This window comes from Ruania alkalisoli (assembly GCF_014960965.1).
Taxonomy (GTDB): Bacteria; Actinomycetota; Actinomycetes; order Actinomycetales; family Beutenbergiaceae; genus Ruania; species Ruania alkalisoli.
Window position 1 is genome coordinate 349461 of sequence record NZ_CP063169.1, and the last position, 24096, is coordinate 373556.

Below are 24096 nucleotides of genomic sequence, written 5' to 3' on the forward strand. Positions count from 1 at the left end.
CTCAGCCGACCATGACCCTCACCGACGTGGATGTTGCCGCGATCGAGACCGCCATGTCCACCGGAGCACCCACCGGCCCGGACGCGCCGCCCCGGCGCCTGCCGCCCACGCTGACGAGCTCGGCCACGGGCCTCGACCGACTGTACGAGGAGGCGCTGCACAACGTGTTCGTGGTGAACACGCTGCGCGATAGCAACGGCCCCTTCGTCCGTGCTGGCGGTGGCTACCCCACGCCGTGGACGCGCGATGCGGCGATCAACTCATGGAGTGCGCTCTCACTACTCGCGCCCGGACTGGCCGAAGCGACGTTGCGAGCGGTGACCGAGTCCAGCGCAGCCGGTCCGATCGTGGCCCAGGACGACCAGTGGTGGGACCAGGCGATCTGGGTGGTGGCGGCGCGGCGGCACGCCTCGCTCACCGGGAATCGTGAGTTCGCCCGATGGGCGTACCAGGTGGGGCAGAACACCCTGGAGACGCTGGAGCAGTACCTCGATCCTCGATGGAATCTGTACACCGGACCTGCCGTCATGCAGGACGGGGTGGCGGGCTTTCCTCTGCCAGACGGCGCGAAGGAGTCCACGGCGTTCGTGCTCGATTACCCCTGGGCGCGCTCGCTCATGTGCTTATCGACGAACCTCATCTATGCCGCAGCCTTCGACGCGCTCGCCGCTCTCGCGCACCTCCTCGGAAAACCGACGACGCACCTGAGCGCCCGGGCGGACGGCATCCGATCGGCCATCGAGGAGCACCTGTGGACCGAGCGAGGTTACGCCTACCTTCGCCACACTGATGGCCGGCTCGAGCACTACCAGGAACTACTGGGCCTGGCCTTCGTTCTCGAGCACGGGGGTATCGATGATGACCGGGTGCGCAGCATCGTCACGGGCATCCATCGCTGCAAACGCGGTATCCCGCTCGTGTGGCCACACTTCCCGCGGTACGACGATGAGCGACCCGGCCGCCATAATGTCGCCTTGTGGCCGATGGCAACGGGACAGTGGGCCGTCGCTGCGGCCTATCGGGGGCAGGCCGCCGCATTCAGCGAGTCCTGGCACGACCTGTGCCAGCTGATCGAAGGTTCCGGCGGTGAGTACTACGAGCTCTACTCCGCCTCCGACGGCGCGGTGCACGGCGGGTGGCAGATCGGGCAGTTGTGGGCTTCCGAGCCGCACCAGACGTGGAGCGCCACCGCGTTCTTGCGCATGGTGCACGAGGGTCTGCTCGGTCTCAGGGTGAGCCAGGACGGACTGCGTCTCGCCCCGACCCTTCCCGATGGGGTCGAGGACGTCACTGTGCGCAACCTGCGGATCCGGCAGGCTCGTCTGACCGTTGAGGTGACCGGTCACGGGAACCGGGTCGAGTACGTCTCTGTGGATTCGATAGTGCGTGATGACCCGAACCGGCCGATCCCGCTTGCGGAACTCAGCGGTGACCACATCCTGCGCGTGCAGGTACGGTGACGCCGGAGCCGGCCATGTCCGCGCCCAGCAGGACCGGGGGCTACCGGACCCATCCAAACGGTAGATGCTGGACTCCTAGGAGCCGCGACGAGGTTGACCCTGGGGCGGCGGGAAGGCACAGCAAACGTGGCTAGGGTGGTGGAATGGCGAACCCGTCCCTGAACGCAGACGTCCTCGAGCAGGTGAGGGCCGCCGTCGCCCCGGACGCCTGGAGCACCGCACCGGCGGACTTGGCGGGGATGGCGCATGACGCCTCCCACTACCTGCTCCGCCCACGCGCGGTCGTCACGCCGCAGAGCTTTCCCGAGCTGGTCGCCGTCCTCACCTCCGCCCACCGGGCCGGGCAGCCGGTGGCCTTCCGTGCCGGGGGAACCTCCCTCTCCGGTCAGGCCGGGACCGACGGGATCCTTATCGATGTCCGCCGCCACTTCGATGCCGTCGAGGTGCTCGATGGTGGGGAGCGGGTGCGGTGCGGGCCCGGTGCGGTGCTGCGCCGGGTCAACGCGATGCTCGCCAGGCATCGTCGCAAACTCGGCCCGGACCCGGCCAGCGAGATCGCCTGCACCATCGGCGGTGTGGTCGCGAACAACTCCTCGGGCATGACCAGCGGCATCGCCGCGACGGCGTATCACACGATGGAGTCGATCCGGTTCGTGCTCCCCTCCGGCACGGTGGTCGACACTGCCGACCCGGGCGCTGATGCGCATCTGCGCGACCGCGAGCCGGAGCTGCATACCGGCCTGCTGCGGCTGCGCGACCAGATCCGCACCACACCGGCCCTGCGGCGCACCGTCGAGCACCAGTTCTCGATGAAGAACACCATGGGCTACGCCCTCAACTCTTTCCTCGACCACGATGAGCCTGCCCAGATCCTCGGCCATCTCATGGTCGGCTCGGAGGGCACCCTCGGGTATGTCGCCTCCGTGGTGCTGCGCACCGTCCCCGTGGCTACTGAGCACGCCACCGCGCTGCTCGTGCTGGACTCGGTGGACCGTGCTACCGACGCGGTGGCGGGCCTGCTCGGAGCGGGTGCCAAGGCGGTCGAGCTCATGGACGCCGCTGCCCTGCGGGTCGCGCAGGACCTGCCCGCCGCCCCCGACGTGATCCGTGACATCCAGGTGAAGGCGCATGCGGGCCTGCTGGTGGAGTTCCAGACCACCGATGCCGGCGAGCTCGCTCAGCAGGTCGCCGCCGCCGGCCCGGTGATCGAGGCGCAGCGGCCGACCACACCGGCCGCGCTGACCGCCGATCCGGCCCAGCGCTCGGCACTGTGGGTGGTGCGCAAGGGCCTGTATGCCGCGGTCGCCGGGGCGCGCCGGCCGGGCACCACCAATCTGCTGGAGGATGTCGCAGTCCCTCCGGAGGCACTGACCGCCACGGTGCAGGGGCTCATCGGGCTCTTCGGCCGCTACGACTACGACGACGCGGTCATCTTCGGGCACGCGCGGGACGCGAATCTGCACTTCATGATCACCCCCAACCTGGATGATCCCGCCGAACTGGCGGGCTACGAGGCGTTCACCGAAGACATGGTGGACCTCATCCTCGGAGCGAACGGCACTCTCAAGGCCGAACACGGAACCGGACGCATCATGTCCGCCTACGTGCGCCGTCAGTACGGGGACGAGCTGTACGCCGTCATGGGCGAGATCAAGCGGCTCTGCGACCCGCGGGGCATCCTTGCTCCCGGGGTGCTTCTCGACGACGACCCCCGCGCCCACGTGCGCCACCTCAAGGTGGTGCCCACCGTCAACGGCGCCGTGGACCGGTGCGTCGACTGCGGCTTCTGCGAGCCAGCCTGCCCGTCCCGGAACACCACCACCACGCCCCGGCGCCGGATTGCGCTGCTGCGGGAGGCGGACATTGCCGGTGCTGCCGGCGATGAGGCTACGCGGGAGGCGATCGAGTCCGCCTACTCCTACGACGCAGTGGACACCTGCGCCGCCGACTCCTTGTGCGCCCGCGCTTGCCCCGTGGACATCGACACCGGTGCGGTGATGAAGTCCTTCCGCGCCGAGCGGCATGGGGCGTTCGCTCAGCGGGCCGGGAGCACGGTGGCCAGCGCGTGGGCGCCGCTCACCTCGGTGCTGCGCACCGGTCTCACGATTGCCGACGGCGTCCCTTCTTCCCTGCTCGCGGGCGTCACCTCCGCAGCGCGCACCGTGCTGCCGCATGAGCTGCTGCCCGCTGTGGGTGAGGATCTGCCCGGCCCGGGGCGCAAGCGCAGCGACCTGGGCGTGCCCGAGACGGGTGGAGCGAGTGTGCCGGACGTGGTGTTCTTCCCCTCCTGCACCGGTGCCCTGTTCGGGCCGGCTACCGGGGATGTGGGGGCTTCGACGGCGATGCTCGAGGTGTGCGAGCGGGCGGGGCTCCGGGTCGAACTCGTGCAGGGTATCGACGGGCTCTGCTGCGGCACGCCGTGGGCGTCGAAGGGGTTCACGCAGGGTCAGAACACGATGGCGGCACGGGTGGCGGATGCTGTGATCGCGGCGACCGACGGCGGACGGGTTCCGCTGGTGTGCGATGCGGCCTCCTGCACGCACGGGATCGCTGATCTGGGCGGCCATCTCGACCCCGTGCGCGCGGCACTGTGGGACGAGATCGAGGTTCTCGACGCCGTCACCTATGCCCGGCGGGAAGTGCTGCCCCGGCTGGAGGTGCCGGACGACGCGCGCCTGGACTCCCTGGTGCTGCACCCCACCTGCTCGACCGAGCACCTGGGCACCGGAGCTGACCTGACGGCCGTGGGGGAGGCCGTAGCGCGCGAGGTGACGGTGCCGCCGTCATGGGGGTGCTGCGGGTTCGCCGGGGACCGGGGAATGCTGCACCCGGAACTGACCGCGGGGGCGACCGAGGCGGAGGCGAGAGAGGTCGCCGAGGTCGTGGCGACGATCGAGGCAGCGGGCGGGCCGGCTGATCGGACGGCGTTCGCCTCCTGCAATCGGACCTGCGAGATGGGCATGAGCCGCGCCACGGGTCAGGACTACGAGCACGTGCTGGAGACGCTGGCCAGGGTGACCCGGCCGGCGTAGAAGCGGCGCCACACCGAACAACCGAGAAGGGGCCGAACTTTCGGCCCCTACTCGGTTCAGGGGTGCAAAGTTCGGCCCCTTCTCGGGGTCGGTTGGCGCGGATCGACCGTCGAGCCGGAGCCGAGGTCGGGCCAGTCACCTCGTGCGCTCAGGCGTAGGTCGTGCGGCCCTGGTCGAACCAGGCCCTTGCGCGGAACAGCAGACCGCATGCGACCGCAACCCAGACCATGCCGACCACTCCCGCGCCTCCAGCCTCCATGATCATGCTGATGATGCTCATGATCAGGTAGATCGCCCCGAGCGCCAGCAGACCGTACAGCCCGACCTTGCTGCGCCGGAACGCCAGGATTGCCAGCACGATCGCGGCGATCCCGATCACCAGCATGACGCCTCCGAAGACGGGCATCATGTCGACGAATTCGCTGGTCATCCCGGCATCCATCAGTTCGTCGGCCACCCCAGAGGCGCCGAGCAGGACGAAGCCGATCACCACCAGGATGGCGCTGCCCACCCAGGTCATGATCGCGGCCGCGGTCACGCCGCCCGGTCGCGCATCTGACGCGGTGGAACCGGAGGTGCCGTAGCTGCCGTACTCACCCATGGCCGGTGCCGTCGGAGCGACGGGCGGCATCGGCCGATCAGTACCGGGACCTGGCACCTGCGCAGCGTAGGGCGGTGCTGCGGGAGGCACCTGGGGTGCGTTCGGGTCGGTCTGGCCGGGGCTGGTGCCGTAGCTCGGTTGATTCGGGTCCGGTCGCTGCTGTGCGTTGTATGGGTCGTTCGGCTGATTTGGATACGACATGTGTGGTCACCCTCTTCGTTCTCGTTCTGCCACGGTACGGCCACCGAGCGGGGTCTGCCATCGGCACTGCGGGGGAGAAGTCCCCGCCCGTCTCCGCCACGCGGTGGATCCTGGCTCCCATCGGGACCTACCGTGACGTCGCACACTTGATCCCGTGAGTCGGCCCGATGGCACCGTCACCCGGGCGCCGTATCTCCCGACGCCAACGTCCCCGAGCAGCTCAACCTCCGCCGTCGGGAACGACCAACGGAACGAACCGGTACTGGCCTGCCGTCCGGCAATGGAAGGACTCCCCGGCCCGGTCGACCACGGTCATCGTGGTGCCGACCGGGATCACCATCCGGCCGCCGTCGCAGAGCTGATCCAGAAGCGCTGGCGGAAGCGAAGGCGTCGTGGCGGAGACGAGGATGCGTTGGTACGGCGCCCCTTCCGGACGGCCCAGCACATCTGGGTGAGCGCTGTGGATCCGAGCCCACGGCACCCCCGCGGCACGCAAGTTCTTCCTGCCCATCCGTACCAGGGCCGGACGCACCTCCACCCCGTCCACCAGACCCTGCGGACCCACCAGGTGCGCGAGCAGCGCCGTGGTCCAGCCCGAACCGCTGCCGAGGTCGAGCACGCGGGCTCCGCGGGGCACCGCAAGCAGCGCCAGCATCTGCCTGACCGTGCTCGGCTGGGAGCAGGTCTGCCCCTCGCCCAAGTGCACCGGCCGGTCCTCGCCGGCCTCAGCCTGTGCCGCGGACGGCAGGAACAACTCCCGTGGGGTAGCTGCAAACGCGGCGTCCAGCGCAGCGTGCGGGGTCGTCTCGAGATCGTCGACGTTGTCCATGCTCACTTCCTGGATCTCAGAATACCGGCGACGCTCAGCAGCCTCCTTCCGAGGCGCTCACATCGGTGCCTTGAACGAGTCCGACATCTCGCGTTCAGCTAGCGAGTCACTGATCGGCGAGACCGCGTTCACCGAGCGTGCAGTGGTCGCGATCGGCACCCCCTGCCTCGTGACGTTACTCCTGACCCGGCAGCGCTCGCGGCGCTGCTCTCAGGCGTCCTCGCGGACCGTGGGTGCGTCGCCGGTGCCGCCCGGGGCTCGGCCTCCTTCGTTTCCGCCTGCCGGTGCACCACCACCGCCGCCCGCGTCGGTGGTGGTGTCCACGCCAACGGCCAGAGTCACCGTGTACCCGGCAGCGACATCCCCGGTGACGGTGGCGAGCTGGCTAGCACCGCCGTCGTCGGAGAAGACGTTGTCCGAGTCCAGGCTGACGCGGGCGAGATTGTCCACCGACGCCTCGTACCCCGCCTCGGCGTAGACGGTTTCGCAGACGTCCTGAGGGAGGGCCACCTGCGAAGTCGCGATGACGTTGGCGACATCGGTGATGCTCTCCTGGTCCGGATACACCTCGAAGTGGATGTGCGGCCAGCGTCCGTCGTAGCAGGCCGGGAAGATGCTGGTGTAGCTGACCAGGCCCGCCTCGTCGGCGATCTGTACCCCGCGCAGGAAGTTCTCCTCGGTCACGCCTTCGGAGTACATCGAATACCCACCCTCACGGGTGCAGTGCCACACGTACACCGCCACACCTTCGAAGGGTGCGCCGTCGTTGGCGAGGTCCACGATGGTCAGGTCGAGCGTCATCGGCACTCCCTCGGCCACCCCTGAGGACTCCCCGATGCTCGTCGTGATGTCACTGCGCACGATGCCGGATTCCTGCAGTACATCGGGCCCATTCGAGCCGTCGCCGGGGTAGGGGCCTGCCGTCTCCTCCGGGATCTCGGTCAGTGCGTCGGTACTGGACGTGGTGCTGCCCGCCGTGCCGCCGCCCGAACCATCTGTTCCGGTGACGGCGCTGCAGGCAACCAGACCGAGTCCGGCGGCACCGGCTCCGAAAGCGCCGAGCATCGTCCGCCGCGACATCAGCGTGGCCACGTCGAAAGCGAGGCCCTGATCCACGACCTCCTCGTTCTGGTGGGGCAGTACCCGGCCCTCGTAGGTCCGCAGCGTCGGGGTGGAACTCATGGCGATCTCCTCGCAATCGTGACTGTCGGTGATGACGCCAGACGCTAGAGCGCGCAACTGCGGTCCTTCCGGGAGAACGCTGGGAAGTTGCTGAGCCCGGCCGGGGATCGCTACAAGGCCCGTAAGGGTGTCATCGGCTGGGCGCGCCGGCTCCCAGGATCCGGCGAAGTTCCGCCGTGTATCGCGGGCCCAGATCCACCTCACGGCCGTGGTGGCGCCAGGTGATGAGATGCTCCGGCGAGAAGCGACGGGCGCACGTCGCGCAGGCCATCGGCCGCGTGGGCCGGCGATAGCGGTGGTGCACATGACCGGCGCGGCAGTGCCCCTCCCATGGGGCCGGCGGTGCGGGCGCATCCGCCGGCAGGCACCGCTCGCCACTGGCGCCGATCTGGACGGCGATCGCCCGCCACCGGGGTCCGTGGCCAGTGCGGGGGCCGGCCAGGGCGTGGGCGATCTCGTGCAGCACGGTGTCCCGGACCGCGGATTCCTCCAGTAGCGGGATGAGGTGGCGGCTCAGGCTGATCGTGCGCCGGTCGTAGCGGCACAGTCCGGCCCGCCGGCGCGCAGAGTCCAGCGTCAGCCGCCAATCGGTCAGACCGTGCTGGTCGAGCAGGTCACGCCCCAGAGTGAGGGCTGCGTTCAGGTCCACGTGCCTCCGCCTATCGTTGCGCTCTGATTGTCAGGGACGGTATCGGTACCCGCCGACATCGAGCCACGCGGGTGCCGATCTCGGTTCGCGGGTGCCCCACCGCGCAGCGCTCAGGCCTCCGCGAGCGCCTTGCGCAGTCGTTTCGGTGAGACGGGTTCGCTGGTGCCGAGTTGCTGGGCGAAGAAGCTCACGCGCAACTCTTCCAGCAGCCACCGCACCTGCTCGAGCCGGAGGCGCCGGGCCGGGTCGTGTTCGGCGCTGCGCGTCGCCGCCCACCACGCATCCCGCAGCTCACCGAGTTGCCAGGCCAGTGTCGCGTCCCGCCCGGGGTTCTCGGCGGCCTTCTGCAGGCGTACGACGGCGGAACGTAGGTACCGAGGCAGGTCGCCCAATCGTTCGGGCGGGGTGGTGGTGAGGAACCCGTCGTGGATGAGCGCCGCCTGCTGGTCTCGCACATCGGTGAGCACGTCGAGCAGCGTCATCGAGGTGGTCGCCTTGATCTGGGCATCCAGTTCCCGGGAGACCGTCAGGGTGTCTGCAGCGATGCCGGCGAGGCGGTGGGTCTCGTCCTCCAGTTGGTCGCGCAGGCCGGTGACGAGGGTCTCGAACGCGGACCGGGTGCGCAGCCCCGCCAGGTCGGTGCCGGCGGTGAGGGAGGCGAGTGCCGCGCGCTGTAGCTCGGTCACCAAGGCGTCGGTGCTCGCGTACGGGCTCGCGGCCAGGGCCAGGGAGCGCTGGGCGTCCCATCGGGAGGTCACCCGGCTGGTGGGGAGCACCAGCCGTTGCAGGAGGAGCGCCCTGATGCCTTCGCGGTGCTGCAGTGCCTGCTCGCCCGCGTCGGTCAGCACGGCGAGCCGGACAGAACTGACGGCCCTGGGGAACTCCGTGCCAGATAAGGCACGGAGTCGCCGTGGGCCGTCGGTTGTGTCCGCGGCTTCGTCCACCAGGGCCGGGTAGCCGCGCACCTCCAGCCCGCCCGGGCCGGTGGAGGTGACCGATGCCGGGATGGCATCGATCGATGGCCAGTCGGCCAGACCGGTTTCCTCGGCGAGCCCCGGGGTGAGCCCAGCACCGGCTGGGGTGGAGGAGCCAGCAGTCTGGGCCTGACCTCGGCCGCGATCACCGCCGCGCCGATCACCGTTCCTGCGGTCCTTCGGCAGCGGGCGACCGGCCTCCCGCAATGCGCCTCGTACGGCGGAACGGACGGCGTCGGCGGACTCGCGGGCAAGCCGGCGCTGCAGGGCCGCCAGATCGCTGCCGGTACCGAGCACAGCGCCACGCTCTGACTCCACCTGGAAGGTGACCTGCAGGTGGGCCGGGATACGGGAGGTGTCCACATCATCGGGACGTACCTCGACCTCGCGCACCTGCGCCGCGGCGGCGGCGAAAGCTCCCAAGAACGAGGGGTCGCCGTCGGGGGCCACCTGAGACCACGCGGGCAGGCGCGCCACGATCTGGGCCGCGACGTCCGGGGCGGGCACCAGCTGGCGCCGGATCGGCTTCGGCAGTGCGCGGATTGTGGCGACCGTCAGCTCCTCCACCAGCCCGGGCACCAGCCAGTCGAAGCCTTCCGGTCGCACCTGGTTGAGCACCGCGACGGGGATGTGCACGGTGATGCCGTCGGTCTCGGTGCCGGGCTCGAACTGGTAGGTCAGCGGCAGCGTGAGATCGCCCTGGCGCCAGATGTCGGGAAAGGCATCCGGGTCGAGTTCATCGGCCTGCGGGAGCAGCAGGTCGGTGGTGAAGGTCAGCAGGTCCGGGGTCTCATGGCGGACCTTCTTCCACCAGGAGTCGAAGTGCGCCGCCGTGGTGACCTCGCGAGGGATACGCGCGTCGTAGAAGTCGTAGATGCCCTGATCATCGAGCAGCAGATCGTGGCGGCGCTCGCGGGCGGCCAGCGACTCCGCCTCCGCGAGGATGCGGGCGTTCTCGGCCACGAACGCGTGGTGGGAGCGCCAGTCGCCCTCGACCAGCGCGCGGCGGATGAACATCTCCCGCGCGACCTCGGCGTCGATCCGGCCGAGCGGCACCATCCGATCGGTGACGATTGGTACTCCGTACAGGAGCACCTTCTCCTTGACCATCGCGGCGCCGCGCTTGGCCGACCAGACGGGCTCGTTGTGGACGCGCTTGACCAGGTGCTCGGCCAGGGGTTCGGCCCATTCGGGTTTGATCCGGGCCACGGTGCGGGCGAACAGCCGCGAGGTCTCCACCAGTTCCCCGGCCATCACCCAGGCGGGGTTCTTCTTCGCCAGATGGGAGCCGGGGAAGATGACGAACCGGGTGCCGCGCGCGCCGGCGTACTCGCGGCGGCGTTCGTCCCAGGCGCCGATGTGGGAGAGCAGCCCGGCGAGCAGGGCCTGGTGAATGGAGTCCGCCTTCTTCTCCGCCTGTTCCTTGGTGTCGAGGTTGCGGTCGTGCCGGTCAGAGTCGTTCGAGCCCATCGGCAGCTTCAGTTGCTTGACCATCTGCCGCAGCTGGGAGTGCACGTCCTGCCACTCCCGGATGCGCAGGAAGTGCAAGTACTCGGCCTTGCACTGGCGGCGGAATGCCGAGGAGGACAGTTCTCGCTGCTGCTCGCTCAGATAGCGCCAGAGATTCAGGATGGCGAGGAAGTCGGACGTGGGGTCGGCGAAGCGGCGGTGCTTCTCGTCGGCGGCTTGCTGGGCCTCGGCCGGCCGCTCACGCACGTCCTGCACGGACATCCCGGCCACGATCACCATCACCTCGCGCAGGCAGCCCAGGCGTGCAGCCTCGGTGATCATCCGCCCCATTCGCGGGTCGATGGGCAGATGGGCGAGCTGGCGTCCGACGGTGGTCAGCTGGTTCGTTCGAGGATCGATCGCGCCCAGCTCGTGCAACAGCTGCGTGCCGTCGCGGATCGCCCGCGGGTCGGGGGCGTCGAGGAAGTCGAAGGCGCTGATCTCACCGAGTCCGGCGGCGGCCATCTGCAGGATCACCGATGCCAGCGAGGTGCGCAGGATCTCCGGTTCGGTGAACTCGGGGCGCCCGGAGTAGTCGCGCGCCGAGTACAGCCGGATGCAGATGCCGTCCGCGACTCGCCCGCAGCGCCCGGCCCGCTGGTTGGCGCTGGCCTGGCTGACCGGTTCGATCGGCAGACGCTGGACTTTGGTGCGGTTGGAGTAACGGGAGATGCGGGCGGTACCGGTGTCGATCACGTACCGAATCCCCGGCACGGTCAGGGATGTCTCGGCCACATTGGTGGCGATCACGATCCGCCGGGTGGTGTGGGCCTCGAACACCCGGTGCTGCTCGGCGGCCGAGAGCCGGGCATAGAGAGGCACCACCTCGACGGCGTTCGCCGCGTGGGCGGACTGCCGGGCGGTGCCTGCTTTCACGTAGCGCGTGCCGAGGTGGGAGGCGAGGGCGTCGGTGGCATCGCGGATCTCGCGTTCGCCGGAGCAGAACACCAGGATGTCACCGGGGCCTTCGGCCATCAGCTCATCGGCGGCGAGGCAGATGCCGGTGGACTGGTCGATGGCGTCCTCGCCCTCGGCGACCCACGGCTCCGGTGACGTCTCGGGAGAGGAGGCTGCTGTGTCACTGTCGGCGGGTCCGTCTGCGTTTTCCACATCGGGCACGAGCGGCCGGTAGCGCACCTCGACCGGATACGTGCGCCCGGAGACCTCGATCACCGGGGTCTCACCGGCGGCCTTCGCGAAGTAGCCGGCGAACCGTTCGGAGTCGATCGTGGCGGAGGTGACGATCACCTTCAGGTCGGGGCGCTGGGGGAGGAGCTGGTGCAGGTACCCGAGCAGGAAGTCGATGTTGAGGGAGCGTTCGTGCGCCTCGTCCACGATGATCGTGTCGTAGCGGCGCAGCAGCGGGTCGCGCTGGATCTCGGCGAGCAGGATCCCGTCGGTCATCACCTTGACCAGGGTCTGCTCGGAGACCTGGTCGGTGAAGCGCACCTGGTACCCCACAACCCCGCCGAGGGGGACGGAGAGCTCTTCGCTGAGGCGTTCGGCCACCGTGCGTGCGGCGATCCGGCGCGGCTGCGTATGCCCGATGGTGCCGTGAATACCGCGGCCGAGCTCCAGGCAGATCTTCGGGATCTGCGTGGTCTTGCCGGAGCCAGTGGCGCCGGCCACGATCACCACCTGGTGGTTCCGGATCGCCGCGGCGATGTCCTCCACGCGCGCGCTCACCGGCAGCTGGGGCGGGTAGGAGATGGCCGGCCGGGCGGCCTCCCGGGTGGCGATCAATTCCGGCGACGGCGGCCGGTAGCCCTGGTGTTTCGGGTTCGGCCTGCGCTGAGGGGCACCTGAGCGGCCGCGGCGGGGGTTGCCGGAGCGGCCGCGGCGCCTGGGCTGCTGATTCGGGCGCGCAGGTTCGGGGCGGGGGTTAGTCTCGCTCACTCGTTCGGTGGGTCGGGGGCGGGAGTCTGGACGTGCTCTGCCCATTCTCCCTGATGTGTCAGCACCTTTTCCTGACAGTGCTCGCTCGTGCCGGTGCGAGCCACACTGCCGGCTGTCCACGGTCTCCGACACCGTGTGACCTGCTTCACCACCATATCGACGTCGGATCTCGGAACAGGGGCGGTGTGAGGGGTGTTGGGCCTGTTGTGAGATCCCCTGCGCCGAACGCCTCCCCCGCGTCAGAGCCGACCGCCCCCGCTGTGCCCATCCAGGAGCGACTCGGGTTCGGATTCGTGCTACTGCTCAGCGCGCTCGTGGCGGTCGGACCCCTCACCATCGACCTCTACCTCGCCGCATTCCCGCAGATCGTGACCGATCTGCGCACCACGCAGGCGAGCGTCCAGCTGACGATGACCGCCACGCTGGCAGGTCTCGCCGTCGGGCAGATCGTGATCGGCTCGCTCTCGGACTCCTACGGTCGCCGCCGCCCGATGCTCATCGCGCTGGTGGTGTACGTGCTCGCCTCGGTCGCGATCATCGGGGTACAGAGCATCGAGCTGCTCACCGTGCTGCGGGTGGTGCAGGGCATCACCGGCTCAGCCGGGATGGTGCTCGCCCTCGCTGTCGTCCGCGACAGGTTCGGCGGGATGGGCATCGGCACGGTGATCTCCCGGCTGATGCTCGTGGTCGGTGTCGCACCGATCCTCGCCCCCACGCTCGGTGCCCAGATCCTGCACTTCGGCAGCTGGCGGATGATGTTCGCCGTGCTGGCCGTCTTCGGGTTGGTGCTGTTCGCCGTCGCCGCCATCTTCCTCAAGGAGTCACTCCCACCGGAGCGCCGCCGCAGCGCCGGAGTCGGGGCAGCGCTGGTGTCCTACCGTTCCCTGCTGACCGACTGGTCCTTCATCGGTGCGGTGCTCATGGGAGCGATGTACATGGGCGCCCTGTTCACCTACGTTTCCTCCTCGACCTTCGTCTTCCAGGAAGGTTTCAACCTGACGGCGAGCGAGTTCGGCTACATTTTCGGCGCCGGGGCGCTCGCGGTGACCATCGGGTCCCAGATCAACGGTGCACTCGTGCGCAGGGTGCGTCCCGAGAGGATCGTGACGGCGGCCATCACCACAGGCTGGGCGCTCTCCCTGGCGCTGTTCGTGGTGACGCTCGCGGTTGCCGAGGGTGAGGGCTTCTGGTTGCTGCTCGCCTTCCTCATCCCGACGCTGGGCACCGTGGGTTTCGTGATGCCCTCGGTTCCAGCGATCGTGCTCGAGCACAACGGCCACCGGGCCGGGTCAGCCGCCGCGCTCAATGGCGCCATGGGGTTCGTCATGGGAGCCCTCATCTCCCCGGTCAGCGGACTGCTCGGGGGAACGGCCCTGGCGATGGCGACCGTGATGTTCGTCGTCATCAGCATCGCGGGGATCCTGTTGCTGGCCATGCGGCGGCAGTGGCGCCGAGCCGAGCGTGATCGTGTGGCGGCCCTCTCGGCCGCCGTCTCGGAGCGGGCAGCGCAGGAGGGGCCGGTGGATGTCGAGCGGGAGGCCGTCGGTCGCTGAGACGACCTCCCACCGGTGTCAGCCCGTTGTGGTGGCGACCGGCCGCGGACCGAGCGCTGCCGACCCGAGCAGCCGGCCGTGGGTGATGCGGTCAAGGTTGCGTGCGTAGATGCGGTGGCGATCAGCCTCGCCGATGTCGAGCGCATCGATGATCCGGATCATTTCGCGGATGTACATCGGGCCGCCCTCGGGATCGAAGGGGCAGTCCGAGGCGAACAGGACCCGCTCACTGCCGAAGAACTCCAGCCCGCATCGTGTGCCGATCGCCGAACCGGAGAGTGCGGTGTCGGCGTAGAAGGAGCGGAAGTAGTCGATCGGCTCCTGGGTGAGAGCGTCCAGGGCGGCTCGGGGCCCGTCACCGTGGGTGCGGCTACCGAACTGATCGGCCCATCCCAGTCTGATCCGCCCCTCCAGGAACGGGATCATCGCCCCCATGTGGTGGGTGATGATCGCCAGATTCGGGTAGCGTTCGAGCACGCCCGAGAAGACGAGCCGGGCCATGGCGGCGCTGCTCTCGTACGGCCACCCGAGTGCCCACCAGATCTCGTACTGTGAGGTCTCCTCGGTGGCGTAGTCGGGCGTCTTGGCTGATCTCGTCGGATGCAGCCAGATCGGTAAGTCGCGCCGCGACATCTCGGCATAGAGCGGCTCGAAGCCGGCGTCGTCGATGGGCAGCCCGTTCACGTTGGTGAACATCTGCACCCCGACCGCGCCGAGGGTGTCGATCGCGTAGTGCAGCTCCGCCAGTGCGGCCGGCACATTGTTCAGCGGCAGCGAGGCGACGAAGGCCGGAAACCGGCCCGGGTGCTCTTCGACCAACTCGGCGAGGGTCTCGTTGGCCAGGCGAGCCAGTGCCGCTGATTCCTCGGGAGGGGCCAGCAGCTCGATGGGTGGTGACGAGAGAGTGAGGACCTGCTGGTACTCCGGCCCGAACTCCTCCATCATCGCCAGTCGGGCCTCGATGTCGTGCAGCGCTGGCAGGTCGAGCCATCGGGTCAGCGCACGTGGGTCGGTCACCAGTTCCCGCATCGCCGCGAAGTAGCGCGGCGGGAGCACGTGACTGAACGCATCGATCTTCATGACTTCTCCTTGCTCGTATCCGGCACCCAGCCGGTCAGTGCCCGGTCGACCATCTGGACGAGTCCGACAGCGCCGAGGGCCACGACGATGATCACGATCAGCACTGCGAGCACCGCTGCTCCGTCAAAGGACTTTCCTGCCTGGGTGACAAGCCGGCCCAGCCCGGTCACGGCGATGAACATCTCACCGTTGATCATGCCGAGGACGGCGCGCCCCATCCCGAGCCGGATTCCAGCGAGCATCGTCGGGAGGGCAGCCGGGACGATCACCCGGGTGACGAGCTGCCACTCCGAGGCGCCGTAGCTGCGTCCCATCTCCAGCATCGATGCCGGAACGTTCTGTACGGCTGAGGCGGTGTTGATGATCATCACGAAGGTGGAGTACATGACCACGACGGCGATGATCGAACCCTGCCCGGCGCCGAAGATCGAGAAGAAGATGGGTGCGAAGACCAAGGACGGTGCTGTCAGGAGCGCATAGACATAGACGCCGAGGGCTGCACGCACCCGCCAGTACCGGCCCATAGCCGTTCCCACGACGACTCCGATGACCAGTGAGATGGTGAAGCCGGCCACGAGGTTGCTGAGGCTGACCGCGAGGTTCCCGACGATGTCGCCCCGGCCGATCATCTCCATGAGCGTGCCGACCACGACCGTGAACGGCGGGAAGAACGGGAGCGCGAACACGCGGCCGACCAGTTCCCAGACGAGTACGCCGAGAGTCAGGGACAGGGCGCTCATTCCGACACCGCCCAGCCGGAATCGGGGAACGGAGCGGGAGGTGCGCGGCGTGGTGCTCTGTGCGATGGCGGTCATCGCACGGCCTCGACGTCACGATGCTCGCTGTGCATGGATCGCAGTTGGTCCCACAGGTGCGCGGTGATCTCGGTGTACTCCCGCGATCGCTCGAGCCCACCGACGTCGCTGGACCGGGGCCGTGCGAGCGGGACCTCGACGATCTCGGAGATCTGCCCGGGCCGGGCACTCATCAGCACCACCCGGTCGCCGAGCAGGACTGCCTCCTCCATCGAGTGCGTCACGAACACGACGGTGAGCCGGTTGCGCTCCCAGATGCTGAGCAGCTCCTCCTGCAACAGTCGGCGGGTCTGCTCGTCGACGGCGCCGAACGGTTCATCCATGAGCAGGATCTGCGGATCGACCGCGAGTGCCCGCGCGATGCCGACCCGTTGCTGCATACCACCGGAGAGCTCACCGGGCCGCTTGGACTCGAAACCGGACAGGCCCACCATCTCGATGAGTTCCTGAGCCCGCTCTTCCCGGGCGCGGCGTTCGGTACCCCGCAGCCGTAGTCCGAAGCACACGTTGTCCATGACCGTGGCCCACGGCAGGAGTGCGAAGTTCTGGAACACCATGCTGCGATCCGGGCCCGGCCCGGTCACAGCCTTGCCGTCGATGGTGATCGTTCCCCCATCCCAGCCCTGCAGGCCGGCGATCATCTTGAGCATCGTCGTCTTGCCGCAGCCACTGGGGCCGAGCAGGGTGAGGAACTCGTTGTCGTTCACCGTCAGGTCCACACCACCGAGGGCGTGGACGGGTGTGCCGTCCTGGCTGGTGAAGGTCTTGGTGAGCTGATTGATCTCGATCATGAACGTGCCTTTCCTGCCGAGGGCGCCCAGGGGGCGATCCGCCGTTCCAGCCAATGGGCGGCGGAGATGAGGACGAGTGCTTCGGCGATGATCGCCACGATCACCGCGTACAGGGCCGGGCCGTTGAAGCTCCCGCGGTACTCGAGGATGAGGCCGCCTAGGGCCAGGGAGACCATGAGCAGCTCCACGATCACCATCCCGGTGACCGCTCGGCCCAGTCCGAGCCGGATCCCGGTCATGATCGACGGCAGCGCTCCGGGCAGCAGGATCTCCCGCCAGATCTGCGCTTCACCTGCGCCGAAAGTGCGGGCCATCTGTATCAGTGAAGGATCCACCTGCCGGATGCCTGCCCGGACATTGACGACGATCATCACCACCGCGAACAACGTCACCAGGATCACCCGGGAGAGGAGGCCGAATCCGACGGACATCACCAGCAGCGGGATGATCGCTGCCATGGGGGTGACGAGCAGGATGTTGAGGTAGACGTTCGAGAGCCGTTCGAGGGTGCGGAACCGGCCGAGCACGATACCGGTCGGAACTCCGATGGCGACGGCCGCGGCGAAGCCGAGGACCAGCGCCTGGTTGGAGACGACGAACGCCTCCCAGAACTCGGCGCTGGCAAACGTCGGCACCAGTGCTGTCACGGTCTCGGTGAAGGTCGGCACCAGCAGGCCACCGAAGTACGTGCCGTAGATCTGCCAGCCGATCGCGAAGAGGGCGAACGTCAGGATCTGGTAGGTGAGCGGTCTGTCCAGGCGGCTCAGCACCATCGACCGGTCAGGTCGTCCGGGTTCATGCGTGAGGCTCGTCATGAGGCGTTCTCGATGAAGGAGAGGTCGGCCACATCCTCAGCGGAGAGTTCTCCGACCACGCCGGCACCGACGAAGAAGTCGATCGTGCCCTGGACGTTCTCGGGTGTGAGCGCAGCGGCGTCGAAGAGACCGCGCTCGACGTAGGTCTCGGCGATCCGCTGCAGGTTCTCGTCTCCGACGATGCCCAGATGTTCCTCCGCGAGGGTCACCAGGAGCGCCGGGTCGGCGTTGATCTCGGCATGGGTATCGACCAGCGCGTCGACGAACGCCTGCGCGAGGTCCGGCTGGTCGGCGAGGAAGTCGGAGTTCGCGTAGACCGTCTGCGGATGCAGGTCCGGCAATGAGGTGCCGAAGTTCGCGAGCTCGTGCAGGTCGGCATCGGTGGTGCCGGCCAGGGTGACCACGTCGGAAACCTCGAGCGCGGTGGCGCTGATCTCGCCGGTGACGAGCGCCTGCGCCCGCACTTCGGAGCCGCCGATCACCAGATACTCCGGTTCACCGGCTGTGCACTCCTGCGCCACCCAATCGCGGACCATCGCCGTGGCTACCGCACCCTCGGAGAAGATGCCGACCGGCTCACCGACGAGGCTGTCGCAGGAGGTCAGGTCGGACTGGCTGTAGATGGCCCACTGGTTACCGATCACGTCGGCGATGATCTGGATGGGCGATCCGCGCTCAGCCGCGATGAGAGCAGGGCTCGTTGCCTCGGCCGAGATCTGGTAGTCGCCTTGTGCCAGCCCTTCGATGGCGAGCTCGGGCTCGGCGAGCTCGACGATGTCGATCTCCATCCCGTCCTGGCGCAGCTGCTCGGCTGCGGCCATCAGCGGCACGGTCGTGAGGTCGGGCTCGATCAGCGCGAGCGTGAAGCCGTTGTCGTCGCTGCCCGAGGTGGAGCAAGCGGCGAGCGCTGCTGCCAGCGCTCCAGCCGCGAGTGCGGCGGGGATGCGACGCGAACGAGATCGATCCCGGCTGGAAGGGGAGTGGGCTGGCGCGCTTGTGGCGCTGGTCATCGCGTAGGTAGGAGAACTCTGGGACATCGTCGTCGCCCTTCGTCGTTAGTGGACGAGCGACACGTTAGCGGGATCGATCCCGCTAGGTCAATCGTGACGACGAGGTGAGGTCACCGATTCACGCGAGACCAGGTGGGGTGCGCGCCTGGTGATCGGCTCACCGTCGGTCGCGGCTGCGCCATCCAGGAGCCTGCTGACGGCGTCCGCCGCGATCTGCGCGAACGGTACGGCCAGTGAGGTTAGGGGAGTGGCGAGGTGGGCCGCGATGGGGGTGTCGTTGTAGCCCACCAGCGACAGGTCCTCCGGCACCCGCAGCCCCGATCGCAGGGCGGCTGAGATCAGCCCGACGGCGAGACTGTCGTTGGCAGTGAACACCGCCGTCGGAACCTCGGCCAGTGCCAGGAGCAGGTGTCCGGTGCGCACCCCCGCCTGCATGCTGAAGTCCGTCTCGTGGATCAGCTCCGGCGGTGCGCTGAGCCCGGCTTCGGTCATGGCCCGCAGGTAGCCCGCGCGGCGCCCCTGAGACGAGGAGGCGTACGGAGCGCCACCGACGAAGGCGATGCGCTCGTGTCCGGCTTCGATCAAGTGCCGGGTTGCCATCCAGCCGCCGGCTTCGTCGTCCCCGAGGGCGGACGGGCTCTCGCCGTCGGTGCGCAGGGCGAGGCAGAAGGGCACGCCGCGTTCACGTAGCTCCAGCAGGAGCGGGTCCGCACCGTCCGTACGTGCTGTGGTCACGATGAAGCCATCGACGCGCTGGTCCAGCAGCGCCCGCCCCCGCTCGAGCTCGGCTCGGTGGTCATCGTCGGTGGTGACGACTGTCGCCTGGCATCCGCGCTTGGCGCACTCGGCCACGATCGCCTCGTAGAGCATCGCCATGACGGTGTCGGTCAGGCGCGGGACGACGACCCCGATCAGCCCCGTTCGTTGCCGCCGGAGATTGGCCGCGCGGGAGTTGGGGACGTAGCCGTGCGCTGCCGCGATCGCCCGCACGCGTTCTGCCCGTGCGCCTCCGACGGGGGCGACGCGATCAAGGGCGCGCGAGGCGGCTGATCGGCTCACCCCCGCCAGGCGTGCGATGTCGGCCAGCGTCAGTGGTTTGGAGTCGTTGCTGGAGCTCACCAGGTATTCCCTTCCATCGGGATCGATCCCGAAGCGACGGCCAGTCTGCCATCAGTGTGAGGGCCGAGGTGAGGTCCTGGCACGACGGAGCCGTCACAGTGGACCCGGCCGATCGTCGTCGGGGCGTCGTTGCTGCTCGGGCTGGGACGGCTCTCAGACGAACCGGATCGACTGCTGCAATCGTGTGCGCTGGTCGAAGAGCTGGTCCTCGGTGAGGATCTGCACCCCGGGGAGGCCGACGGTCAGCGTCCCGGCCAGCGCGCTGCGGCGGATGGCGAACCTCGGCACCCGGCGGCCCGTCCCCAGGGGGAGCAGCAACGTCTCCAGCTGATCGTCCGCAACGACCACGAGGATTGCATCCAGGCGCACTCGCCACCGCTTCGTCACGCGTGCTCGCCGGCTGAGCGCTTTCACCGGACGGGCCTTCTCCGGCAGTCCGGCGCTCGCGAGATCGCGTCCCTTGCGGCGCACCGGAGCACCCCAGTCCTCGGACTGCACCACGAAGAGCCCCGTCGGGCCCAGCACGACGTGGTCGAGCTTGGCCGGATCGGTTGCGGGAGCGCTCGCATCCGCGCTCCAGCCGTCGTGGCCAAGCGCTGTGGCGACATCGTGCCAGACGGTGAAAGCCGAGCCCAGCTCGGCCAGCCGCTTGGCCGTCGCCTCCTCGGCGAGGGCATCGGCGAGGGCGTGCCGGATCTCCTGGGGTGCGCGGGCGACCAGATCAGGAGCGTAGGGGTTCTCGACCGTGACGCCTCGTCCGACCCACTCCCGAAGCAACGTCAGATAGCGCTCCCGGGACCATCCGCCTGGGTGACCGTAGGTCCGGGCCTTCGGGCGCGGGCGAGTGCCACCCGGGGTGCGGCCTGCTGTCCACACTCGAGGGCCGTCGTCGGGGCTGCTTGCGGACGGGGCCTCGCTTCCACGGGGGCGGGGTCGAGCGCTGGCGGTGGTGCTCGAGCGGGCGTCGTAGCGGCGCCGGGCGGCCGGTGTTCCCACGAGTTCCCAGGCCAGCTGGACCTCGTGGAAGAGCTCTGCGCTGCCTCCGGTGTCGGGGTGAGTTTCCCGCAGGCGCCGACGGTAGGCGCGGCGCAGGTCCTCGGCAGGTGCGTTGTGGGGCACCCGGAGGATCTCGTACGCGGTGCCACCGCGGGACTGCTCGCTCACGTGTGCAGTACGCCCCTTCGTGCCCGGAAATTGTCGCCCTCAGGCTACCTGGGGCTGGCCGCGACGCCGTCCGTCACCAGGCGTCCAGGTGTCGGTGGTGGGCGCCGGGCGGCGGGGTGTACTCGGTCCGGTCGGACTCGTCGAGATAGGTGCGCGCGAATGTCAGCGACGCCTCCAGGTCGTCCACGCGCTCGGCCGCTGTACGGGCGCGCCGGGTCTGGATCTCGATCACCACGTCGCCTTGGAAGTCGCGCCGGGTCAGCTCGCGCAGCAGTTCCCGGCAGGGCTGATCGCCCCGTCCGGGCACGAGGTGCTCGTCCATCATCGACGCCGTGCCGTCGGCCAGGTGCACGTGCGCCAGCCGGTCTGCGAATACGTCGAGGAGGTCGAGACTGCTCTGCCGGGCCACGGCGGCGTGCGAGACGTCGAGGGTCACCTGGTCGTAGTCGTGCTCAGTCGGGTCCCAGCCAGGCAGGTAGGCCTTCATCTCGCGGTTCGCGCCCCGCCACGGGTACATATTCTCGACGGCGATCGTCAGGTCGTCCTCGGCGTTGACCTCGCGTACGTGCTCGGCGAAGCCCCGGGCGTAGCGGTACTGCCAGCGGAACGGCGGATGGACCACCACCGTGGGTGCGCCGAGGGCCCGCGCAAGTTCGGCGGTGCGGTCGAGCTTCTCGCGCGGGGAGGGCCCCCACACCCGGCGGGAGAGCAGCAAGGTGGGAGCGTGCACGCTCGTGACCGGCAAGTCGAAGCGGTTGCTGAGCCGCTCCAGGTGCGCGACATCCTGGCTGGTCGGATCGGACCAGACCATCAGCTCCAGCCCGTCGTAGCCGAGCTCGGCGGCGATCTCGAAGGCGTAGGGCGTCTTGCGCGGGTAGACGCTGACGCTGGACAGGGTCACCGGGATGCGCCGGGGCGACTGAGGTGCGGACGTGGTGTCCGGGTTCTCGTCGGCCATGCGCCCAGGGTAGCCCCGGCTCCTGGGAATCGCCTGGGAGGTGGGTGTGCGTCTCGACGGCCGGAGAGTCGTAGTTTCACAACGCGTGCTTTGCGTATTCCCGGATCGCGTGTATAAGGTGAGGCTGTCCTCACTTAGGCAAACCTTATTGATCTCACGCGTTCGATCGCGCTGCTGATCCCCAACATCTCTGGAGACGTGATGCCCCCATCTGCTGTCGCGCGCGGTCGAGGCCTGTTGGCCGCGATGCTCGCGCTCGTCCTGAGCATGCTCGGCCTGACCGTGGCCACTCCCGCAGCCGCTGCGACCGGAACCGTGACCGATGCCTCCGTCAGCTGGGGCGTGCGTGCGTCCTTCGTGAACTATGTGCTCGGACCGATCGCCCACGGGTCGATCGAGACGGACGGTGTGAGCGAGTCCGGCGGCATCTTCACGTGGAGCGGTGGAGCAGGTGCCGTGGACACCGAGGAGCAGACTGCCTCAGCAGCGAGCACCGGCTCGGTGCGATTCACCGGTCACGATGGTCAGCTCGACCTGACCGTGGCGGACCTGCGCGTGGAGGTCGGTCCCGAAGCCGCCTACCTGGTGGCCGACTTGACGTCCAAGGCGATCGGAGCGAGCGAGGCCACGGTGATGACCGGGGTGCAGGTGGCCACGATCGATTCTGCGGCCATCACCTTCGGGGCTGAGGACGTGGCGGCCACCGGTGCGGCCACCACCCTGACGGCCGCGGGTGCCGAGGCGTTCGCGGGCTTCTACGAGGCGGGTGAGTCGATGGACTCTGCGAGCTTCGTGCTGCCGTACACGGTTGATGAGCCGTCTGAGCCGTCTGAGCCGTCTGAGCCGTCTGAGCCGTCTGAGCCCACGGAGCCGACCGACCCGAGTGAGCCGACGGAGCCGACGGAGCCGACGGACCCGACGGACCCGACGGACCCGACGGACCCGACGGACCCGAGTGAGCCGTCTGAGCCCACAGACCCGACCGACCCGAGTGAGCCCACGGACCCGACCGGTCCCACAGATCCCACCGATGACGATGAGAACCTCAGCCTCACTGTCACCGACAGCACCCTGACCTGGGGCATCAAGGACTCCTTCGTCTCTTACATCCAGGGACCGATCGCGCACGGCTCGATCGAGACCTCCGATGGCGTGACCTTCAACGGATCCGTCTTCTCCTGGACCGACGGCACCGGAACCGCTGACGACGAGTCCCAGACCGGTCTCGTCGCCTACCCCGGTGAGATCCGGTTCACCGGGCACGGCGGTCTGCTCGACCTCACCATCTCCGATGTGCGACTGCGCCTCGACGGCCCGGAAGCGGGCACCATCGTCGCCACGCTGGTGTCGAAGGCGCTCAGCTCCGGCGAGTACGAGACCTACATCGGTGTGGACCTGGCCACCCTCTCGTTCGAGTCCGGCGCGATCGCCCTCGATGTGCCGGCACGGGTCTCGGGCAGTGGCGGCACCGCCAAGTCCCCGTTCGTGGCGCCGGTGGTCCGGGCTCCCGCGGCTGCGACCGGCACCCTCGCCGTGAACGATGCGGTCGCCGAGCTGACCGCGGACGGTGCGCAGGCCTTCGCGGGCTTCTACGAGCCCGGCACGGCCCTGGATCCGGTGAGTGCCTCCGGGCAGCTCAGTGCCGAGTCCGAGCAGACCGAGGTTCCTGACCCGGTCGACCCGGGGACGCCGTCAACGGATGGCTCCTCCGGTGACCAGACCGCAGACTCCGACGGGGACGGCTCGAACGAGGAGAACGGCACCGGCGACGAGAGCCCAGGCGGCAGCACCGACGTCGAGGAACAAGTGTGCGTGGCCAACGCGGTCTCCGGTGCGAGCCTCACCTGGGGCCTGAAGTCGAGTTTCCGCAGCTACATCTCCGGCGGCATCGCCAACGGAGGCTGGGACCTGGCCGGTCCGATCTCCGACGTCTCCGGCGGATGGCGATGGACCGGCGGCTCCGGCAGCATCAACACCAGCACGCTCACCGGCACGGTCTCCTTCGGCGGCTCGCTGCACTTCACCGGTCACGACGGCGTTCTCGACCTGACCCTGAGCAACCTGGTGCTGCGGATGACCGGACCCACCAGCGCCACGCTCTACGCCGACGTCACCTCCAGCGACATGGAGGGCAACCCCGGCTCCTACCCCGGTGTCGCGTTCGCATCCGTCGCCTTCCCCGCCACTTCGGCCTCGGGCGGCAGTGTGAACGTCACCGCAGCGACGACGACGCTCACCTCGGCCGGTGCCGAGGGCTTCGCCGGGTTCTATGAGGCGGGGACGGCGCTGGATGCGCTCGCCTTCGAGCTCCCGGTCGGCGGTGAGGTGGAGTGCTCGGCCGCGACCGGCACGCTCGCCGAGACCGGTGCCGAGCCCAGCGGGCTGCTGGCGGTGGCGGGCGTCATGGTGCTGCTCGGTGCGGTCGTGCTGGTGCGCCGCCGCGCGATGCACAGCTGAC

At 68.9% G+C, this 24096-nt stretch carries 17 protein-coding genes; 4 read left to right on the plus strand and 13 right to left on the minus strand.

Annotated features, from left to right (window positions below; translation table 11 throughout):
- Positions 1 to 11: 11 nt before the first annotated feature.
- Positions 12 to 1460, plus strand: a complete 1449-nt coding sequence (locus IM660_RS01575; protein ID WP_193497701.1) for an MGH1-like glycoside hydrolase domain-containing protein — start codon at positions 12 to 14, stop codon at positions 1458 to 1460.
- A 143-nt stretch (positions 1461 to 1603) separates the two neighbouring features.
- Entirely contained in the window at positions 1604 to 4492 is a 2889-nt protein-coding gene (locus IM660_RS01580; protein WP_193497702.1) for an FAD-binding and (Fe-S)-binding domain-containing protein, read from the plus strand.
- Between the two features lie 148 nt (positions 4493 to 4640).
- Here the strand turns inward: IM660_RS01580 and IM660_RS01585 are convergent, their stop codons facing one another.
- The 5 genes from IM660_RS01585 to hrpA all read right to left on the minus strand — a co-directional run bounded on the left by IM660_RS01585 (position 4641) and on the right by hrpA (position 12378).
- The gene (locus IM660_RS01585) at positions 4641 to 5294 is read right to left on the minus strand and encodes a tetraspanin family protein (RefSeq protein ID WP_193497703.1); all 654 of its coding nucleotides are present in this window, start codon (positions 5292 to 5294) and stop codon (positions 4641 to 4643) included.
- Between the two features lie 220 nt (positions 5295 to 5514).
- Positions 5515 to 6123 carry a protein-L-isoaspartate O-methyltransferase family protein gene (locus IM660_RS01590; protein ID WP_193497704.1) on the minus strand — a complete coding sequence of 203 codons (609 nt, stop codon included), beginning with the start codon at positions 6121 to 6123 and terminating at the stop codon, positions 5515 to 5517.
- A gap of 210 nt (positions 6124 to 6333) precedes the next feature.
- A complete protein-coding gene (locus tag IM660_RS01595) occupies positions 6334 to 7305 on the minus strand; it encodes an intradiol ring-cleavage dioxygenase (RefSeq protein WP_193497705.1) in 972 nt (323 codons plus the stop codon).
- 130 nt (positions 7306 to 7435) lie between these two features.
- Positions 7436 to 7954, minus strand: a complete 519-nt coding sequence (locus IM660_RS01600) for a SprT-like domain-containing protein (protein WP_193497706.1) — start codon at positions 7952 to 7954, stop codon at positions 7436 to 7438.
- A 110-nt stretch (positions 7955 to 8064) separates the two neighbouring features.
- The gene (gene hrpA / locus IM660_RS01605; protein ID WP_193497707.1) at positions 8065 to 12378 is read right to left on the minus strand and encodes an ATP-dependent RNA helicase HrpA; all 4314 of its coding nucleotides are present in this window, start codon (positions 12376 to 12378) and stop codon (positions 8065 to 8067) included.
- 215 nt (positions 12379 to 12593) lie between these two features.
- Between hrpA and IM660_RS01610 the strand changes: the two genes are divergently transcribed.
- Complete coding sequence (locus IM660_RS01610) at positions 12594 to 13886, plus strand: multidrug effflux MFS transporter (protein WP_246465087.1); 1293 nt, start codon at positions 12594 to 12596, stop codon at positions 13884 to 13886.
- A gap of 18 nt (positions 13887 to 13904) precedes the next feature.
- Here the strand turns inward: IM660_RS01610 and IM660_RS01615 are convergent, their stop codons facing one another.
- The 8 genes from IM660_RS01615 to IM660_RS01650 form a co-directional block, all read right to left on the minus strand.
- Complete coding sequence (locus IM660_RS01615; protein ID WP_193497709.1) at positions 13905 to 14966, minus strand: amidohydrolase family protein; 1062 nt, start codon at positions 14964 to 14966, stop codon at positions 13905 to 13907.
- Positions 14963 to 15781, minus strand: coding sequence for an ABC transporter permease (locus IM660_RS01620; protein WP_193497710.1), 819 nt, complete (start codon positions 15779 to 15781; stop codon positions 14963 to 14965). The genes IM660_RS01615 and IM660_RS01620 overlap by 4 nt, the downstream gene beginning before the upstream one ends.
- Positions 15778 to 16572 carry an ABC transporter ATP-binding protein gene (locus IM660_RS01625; RefSeq protein WP_193497711.1) on the minus strand — a complete coding sequence of 265 codons (795 nt, stop codon included), beginning with the start codon at positions 16570 to 16572 and terminating at the stop codon, positions 15778 to 15780. The genes IM660_RS01620 and IM660_RS01625 overlap by 4 nt, the downstream gene beginning before the upstream one ends.
- On the minus strand, positions 16569 to 17387 hold the full coding sequence (locus IM660_RS01630; RefSeq protein WP_210769054.1) for an ABC transporter permease: 819 nt from the start codon (positions 17385 to 17387) through the stop codon (positions 16569 to 16571). The genes IM660_RS01625 and IM660_RS01630 overlap by 4 nt, the downstream gene beginning before the upstream one ends.
- Positions 17384 to 18397, minus strand: a complete 1014-nt coding sequence (locus IM660_RS01635) for an ABC transporter substrate-binding protein (RefSeq protein ID WP_193497712.1) — start codon at positions 18395 to 18397, stop codon at positions 17384 to 17386. The genes IM660_RS01630 and IM660_RS01635 overlap by 4 nt, the downstream gene beginning before the upstream one ends.
- 87 nt (positions 18398 to 18484) lie before the next feature.
- Positions 18485 to 19516 carry a LacI family DNA-binding transcriptional regulator gene (locus IM660_RS01640; protein ID WP_210769055.1) on the minus strand — a complete coding sequence of 344 codons (1032 nt, stop codon included), beginning with the start codon at positions 19514 to 19516 and terminating at the stop codon, positions 18485 to 18487.
- A 153-nt stretch (positions 19517 to 19669) separates the two neighbouring features.
- Positions 19670 to 20680 carry a J domain-containing protein gene (locus IM660_RS01645; RefSeq protein ID WP_193497713.1) on the minus strand — a complete coding sequence of 337 codons (1011 nt, stop codon included), beginning with the start codon at positions 20678 to 20680 and terminating at the stop codon, positions 19670 to 19672.
- Positions 20681 to 20753: 73 nt separating this feature from the next.
- The gene (locus IM660_RS01650; protein WP_193497714.1) at positions 20754 to 21638 is read right to left on the minus strand and encodes a sugar phosphate isomerase/epimerase family protein; all 885 of its coding nucleotides are present in this window, start codon (positions 21636 to 21638) and stop codon (positions 20754 to 20756) included.
- 201 nt (positions 21639 to 21839) lie between these two features.
- Between IM660_RS01650 and IM660_RS01655 the strand changes: the two genes are divergently transcribed.
- Positions 21840 to 24095 carry an HtaA domain-containing protein gene (locus IM660_RS01655; RefSeq protein ID WP_193497715.1) on the plus strand — a complete coding sequence of 752 codons (2256 nt, stop codon included), beginning with the start codon at positions 21840 to 21842 and terminating at the stop codon, positions 24093 to 24095.
- Position 24096 lies beyond the last annotated feature (1 nt).

What these genes read in the sequence shown, in the direction of transcription:
- IM660_RS01575 (WP_193497701.1), top strand. Translation starts at nt 12, where the DNA reads ATGACCCTCACCGACGTGGATGTTGCCGCGATCGAGACCGCCATGTCC.
- IM660_RS01580 (WP_193497702.1), top strand. Translation starts at nt 1,604, where the DNA reads ATGGCGAACCCGTCCCTGAACGCAGACGTCCTCGAGCAGGTGAGGGCC.
- IM660_RS01585 (WP_193497703.1), bottom strand. Translation starts at nt 5,294, where the DNA reads ATGTCGTATCCAAATCAGCCGAACGACCCATACAACGCACAGCAGCGA.
- IM660_RS01590 (WP_193497704.1), bottom strand. Translation starts at nt 6,123, where the DNA reads ATGGACAACGTCGACGATCTCGAGACGACCCCGCACGCTGCGCTGGAC.
- IM660_RS01595 (WP_193497705.1), bottom strand. Translation starts at nt 7,305, where the DNA reads ATGAGTTCCACCCCGACGCTGCGGACCTACGAGGGCCGGGTACTGCCC.
- hrpA (WP_193497707.1), bottom strand. Translation starts at nt 12,378, where the DNA reads ATGGGCAGAGCACGTCCAGACTCCCGCCCCCGACCCACCGAACGAGTG.
- IM660_RS01615 (WP_193497709.1), bottom strand. Translation starts at nt 14,966, where the DNA reads ATGAAGATCGATGCGTTCAGTCACGTGCTCCCGCCGCGCTACTTCGCG.
- IM660_RS01620 (WP_193497710.1), bottom strand. Translation starts at nt 15,781, where the DNA reads ATGACCGCCATCGCACAGAGCACCACGCCGCGCACCTCCCGCTCCGTT.
- IM660_RS01625 (WP_193497711.1), bottom strand. Translation starts at nt 16,572, where the DNA reads ATGATCGAGATCAATCAGCTCACCAAGACCTTCACCAGCCAGGACGGC.
- IM660_RS01630 (WP_210769054.1), bottom strand. Translation starts at nt 17,387, where the DNA reads ATGACGAGCCTCACGCATGAACCCGGACGACCTGACCGGTCGATGGTG.
- IM660_RS01635 (WP_193497712.1), bottom strand. Translation starts at nt 18,397, where the DNA reads ATGACCAGCGCCACAAGCGCGCCAGCCCACTCCCCTTCCAGCCGGGAT.
- IM660_RS01650 (WP_193497714.1), bottom strand. Translation starts at nt 21,638, where the DNA reads ATGGCCGACGAGAACCCGGACACCACGTCCGCACCTCAGTCGCCCCGG.
- IM660_RS01655 (WP_193497715.1), top strand. Translation starts at nt 21,840, where the DNA reads ATGCCCCCATCTGCTGTCGCGCGCGGTCGAGGCCTGTTGGCCGCGATG.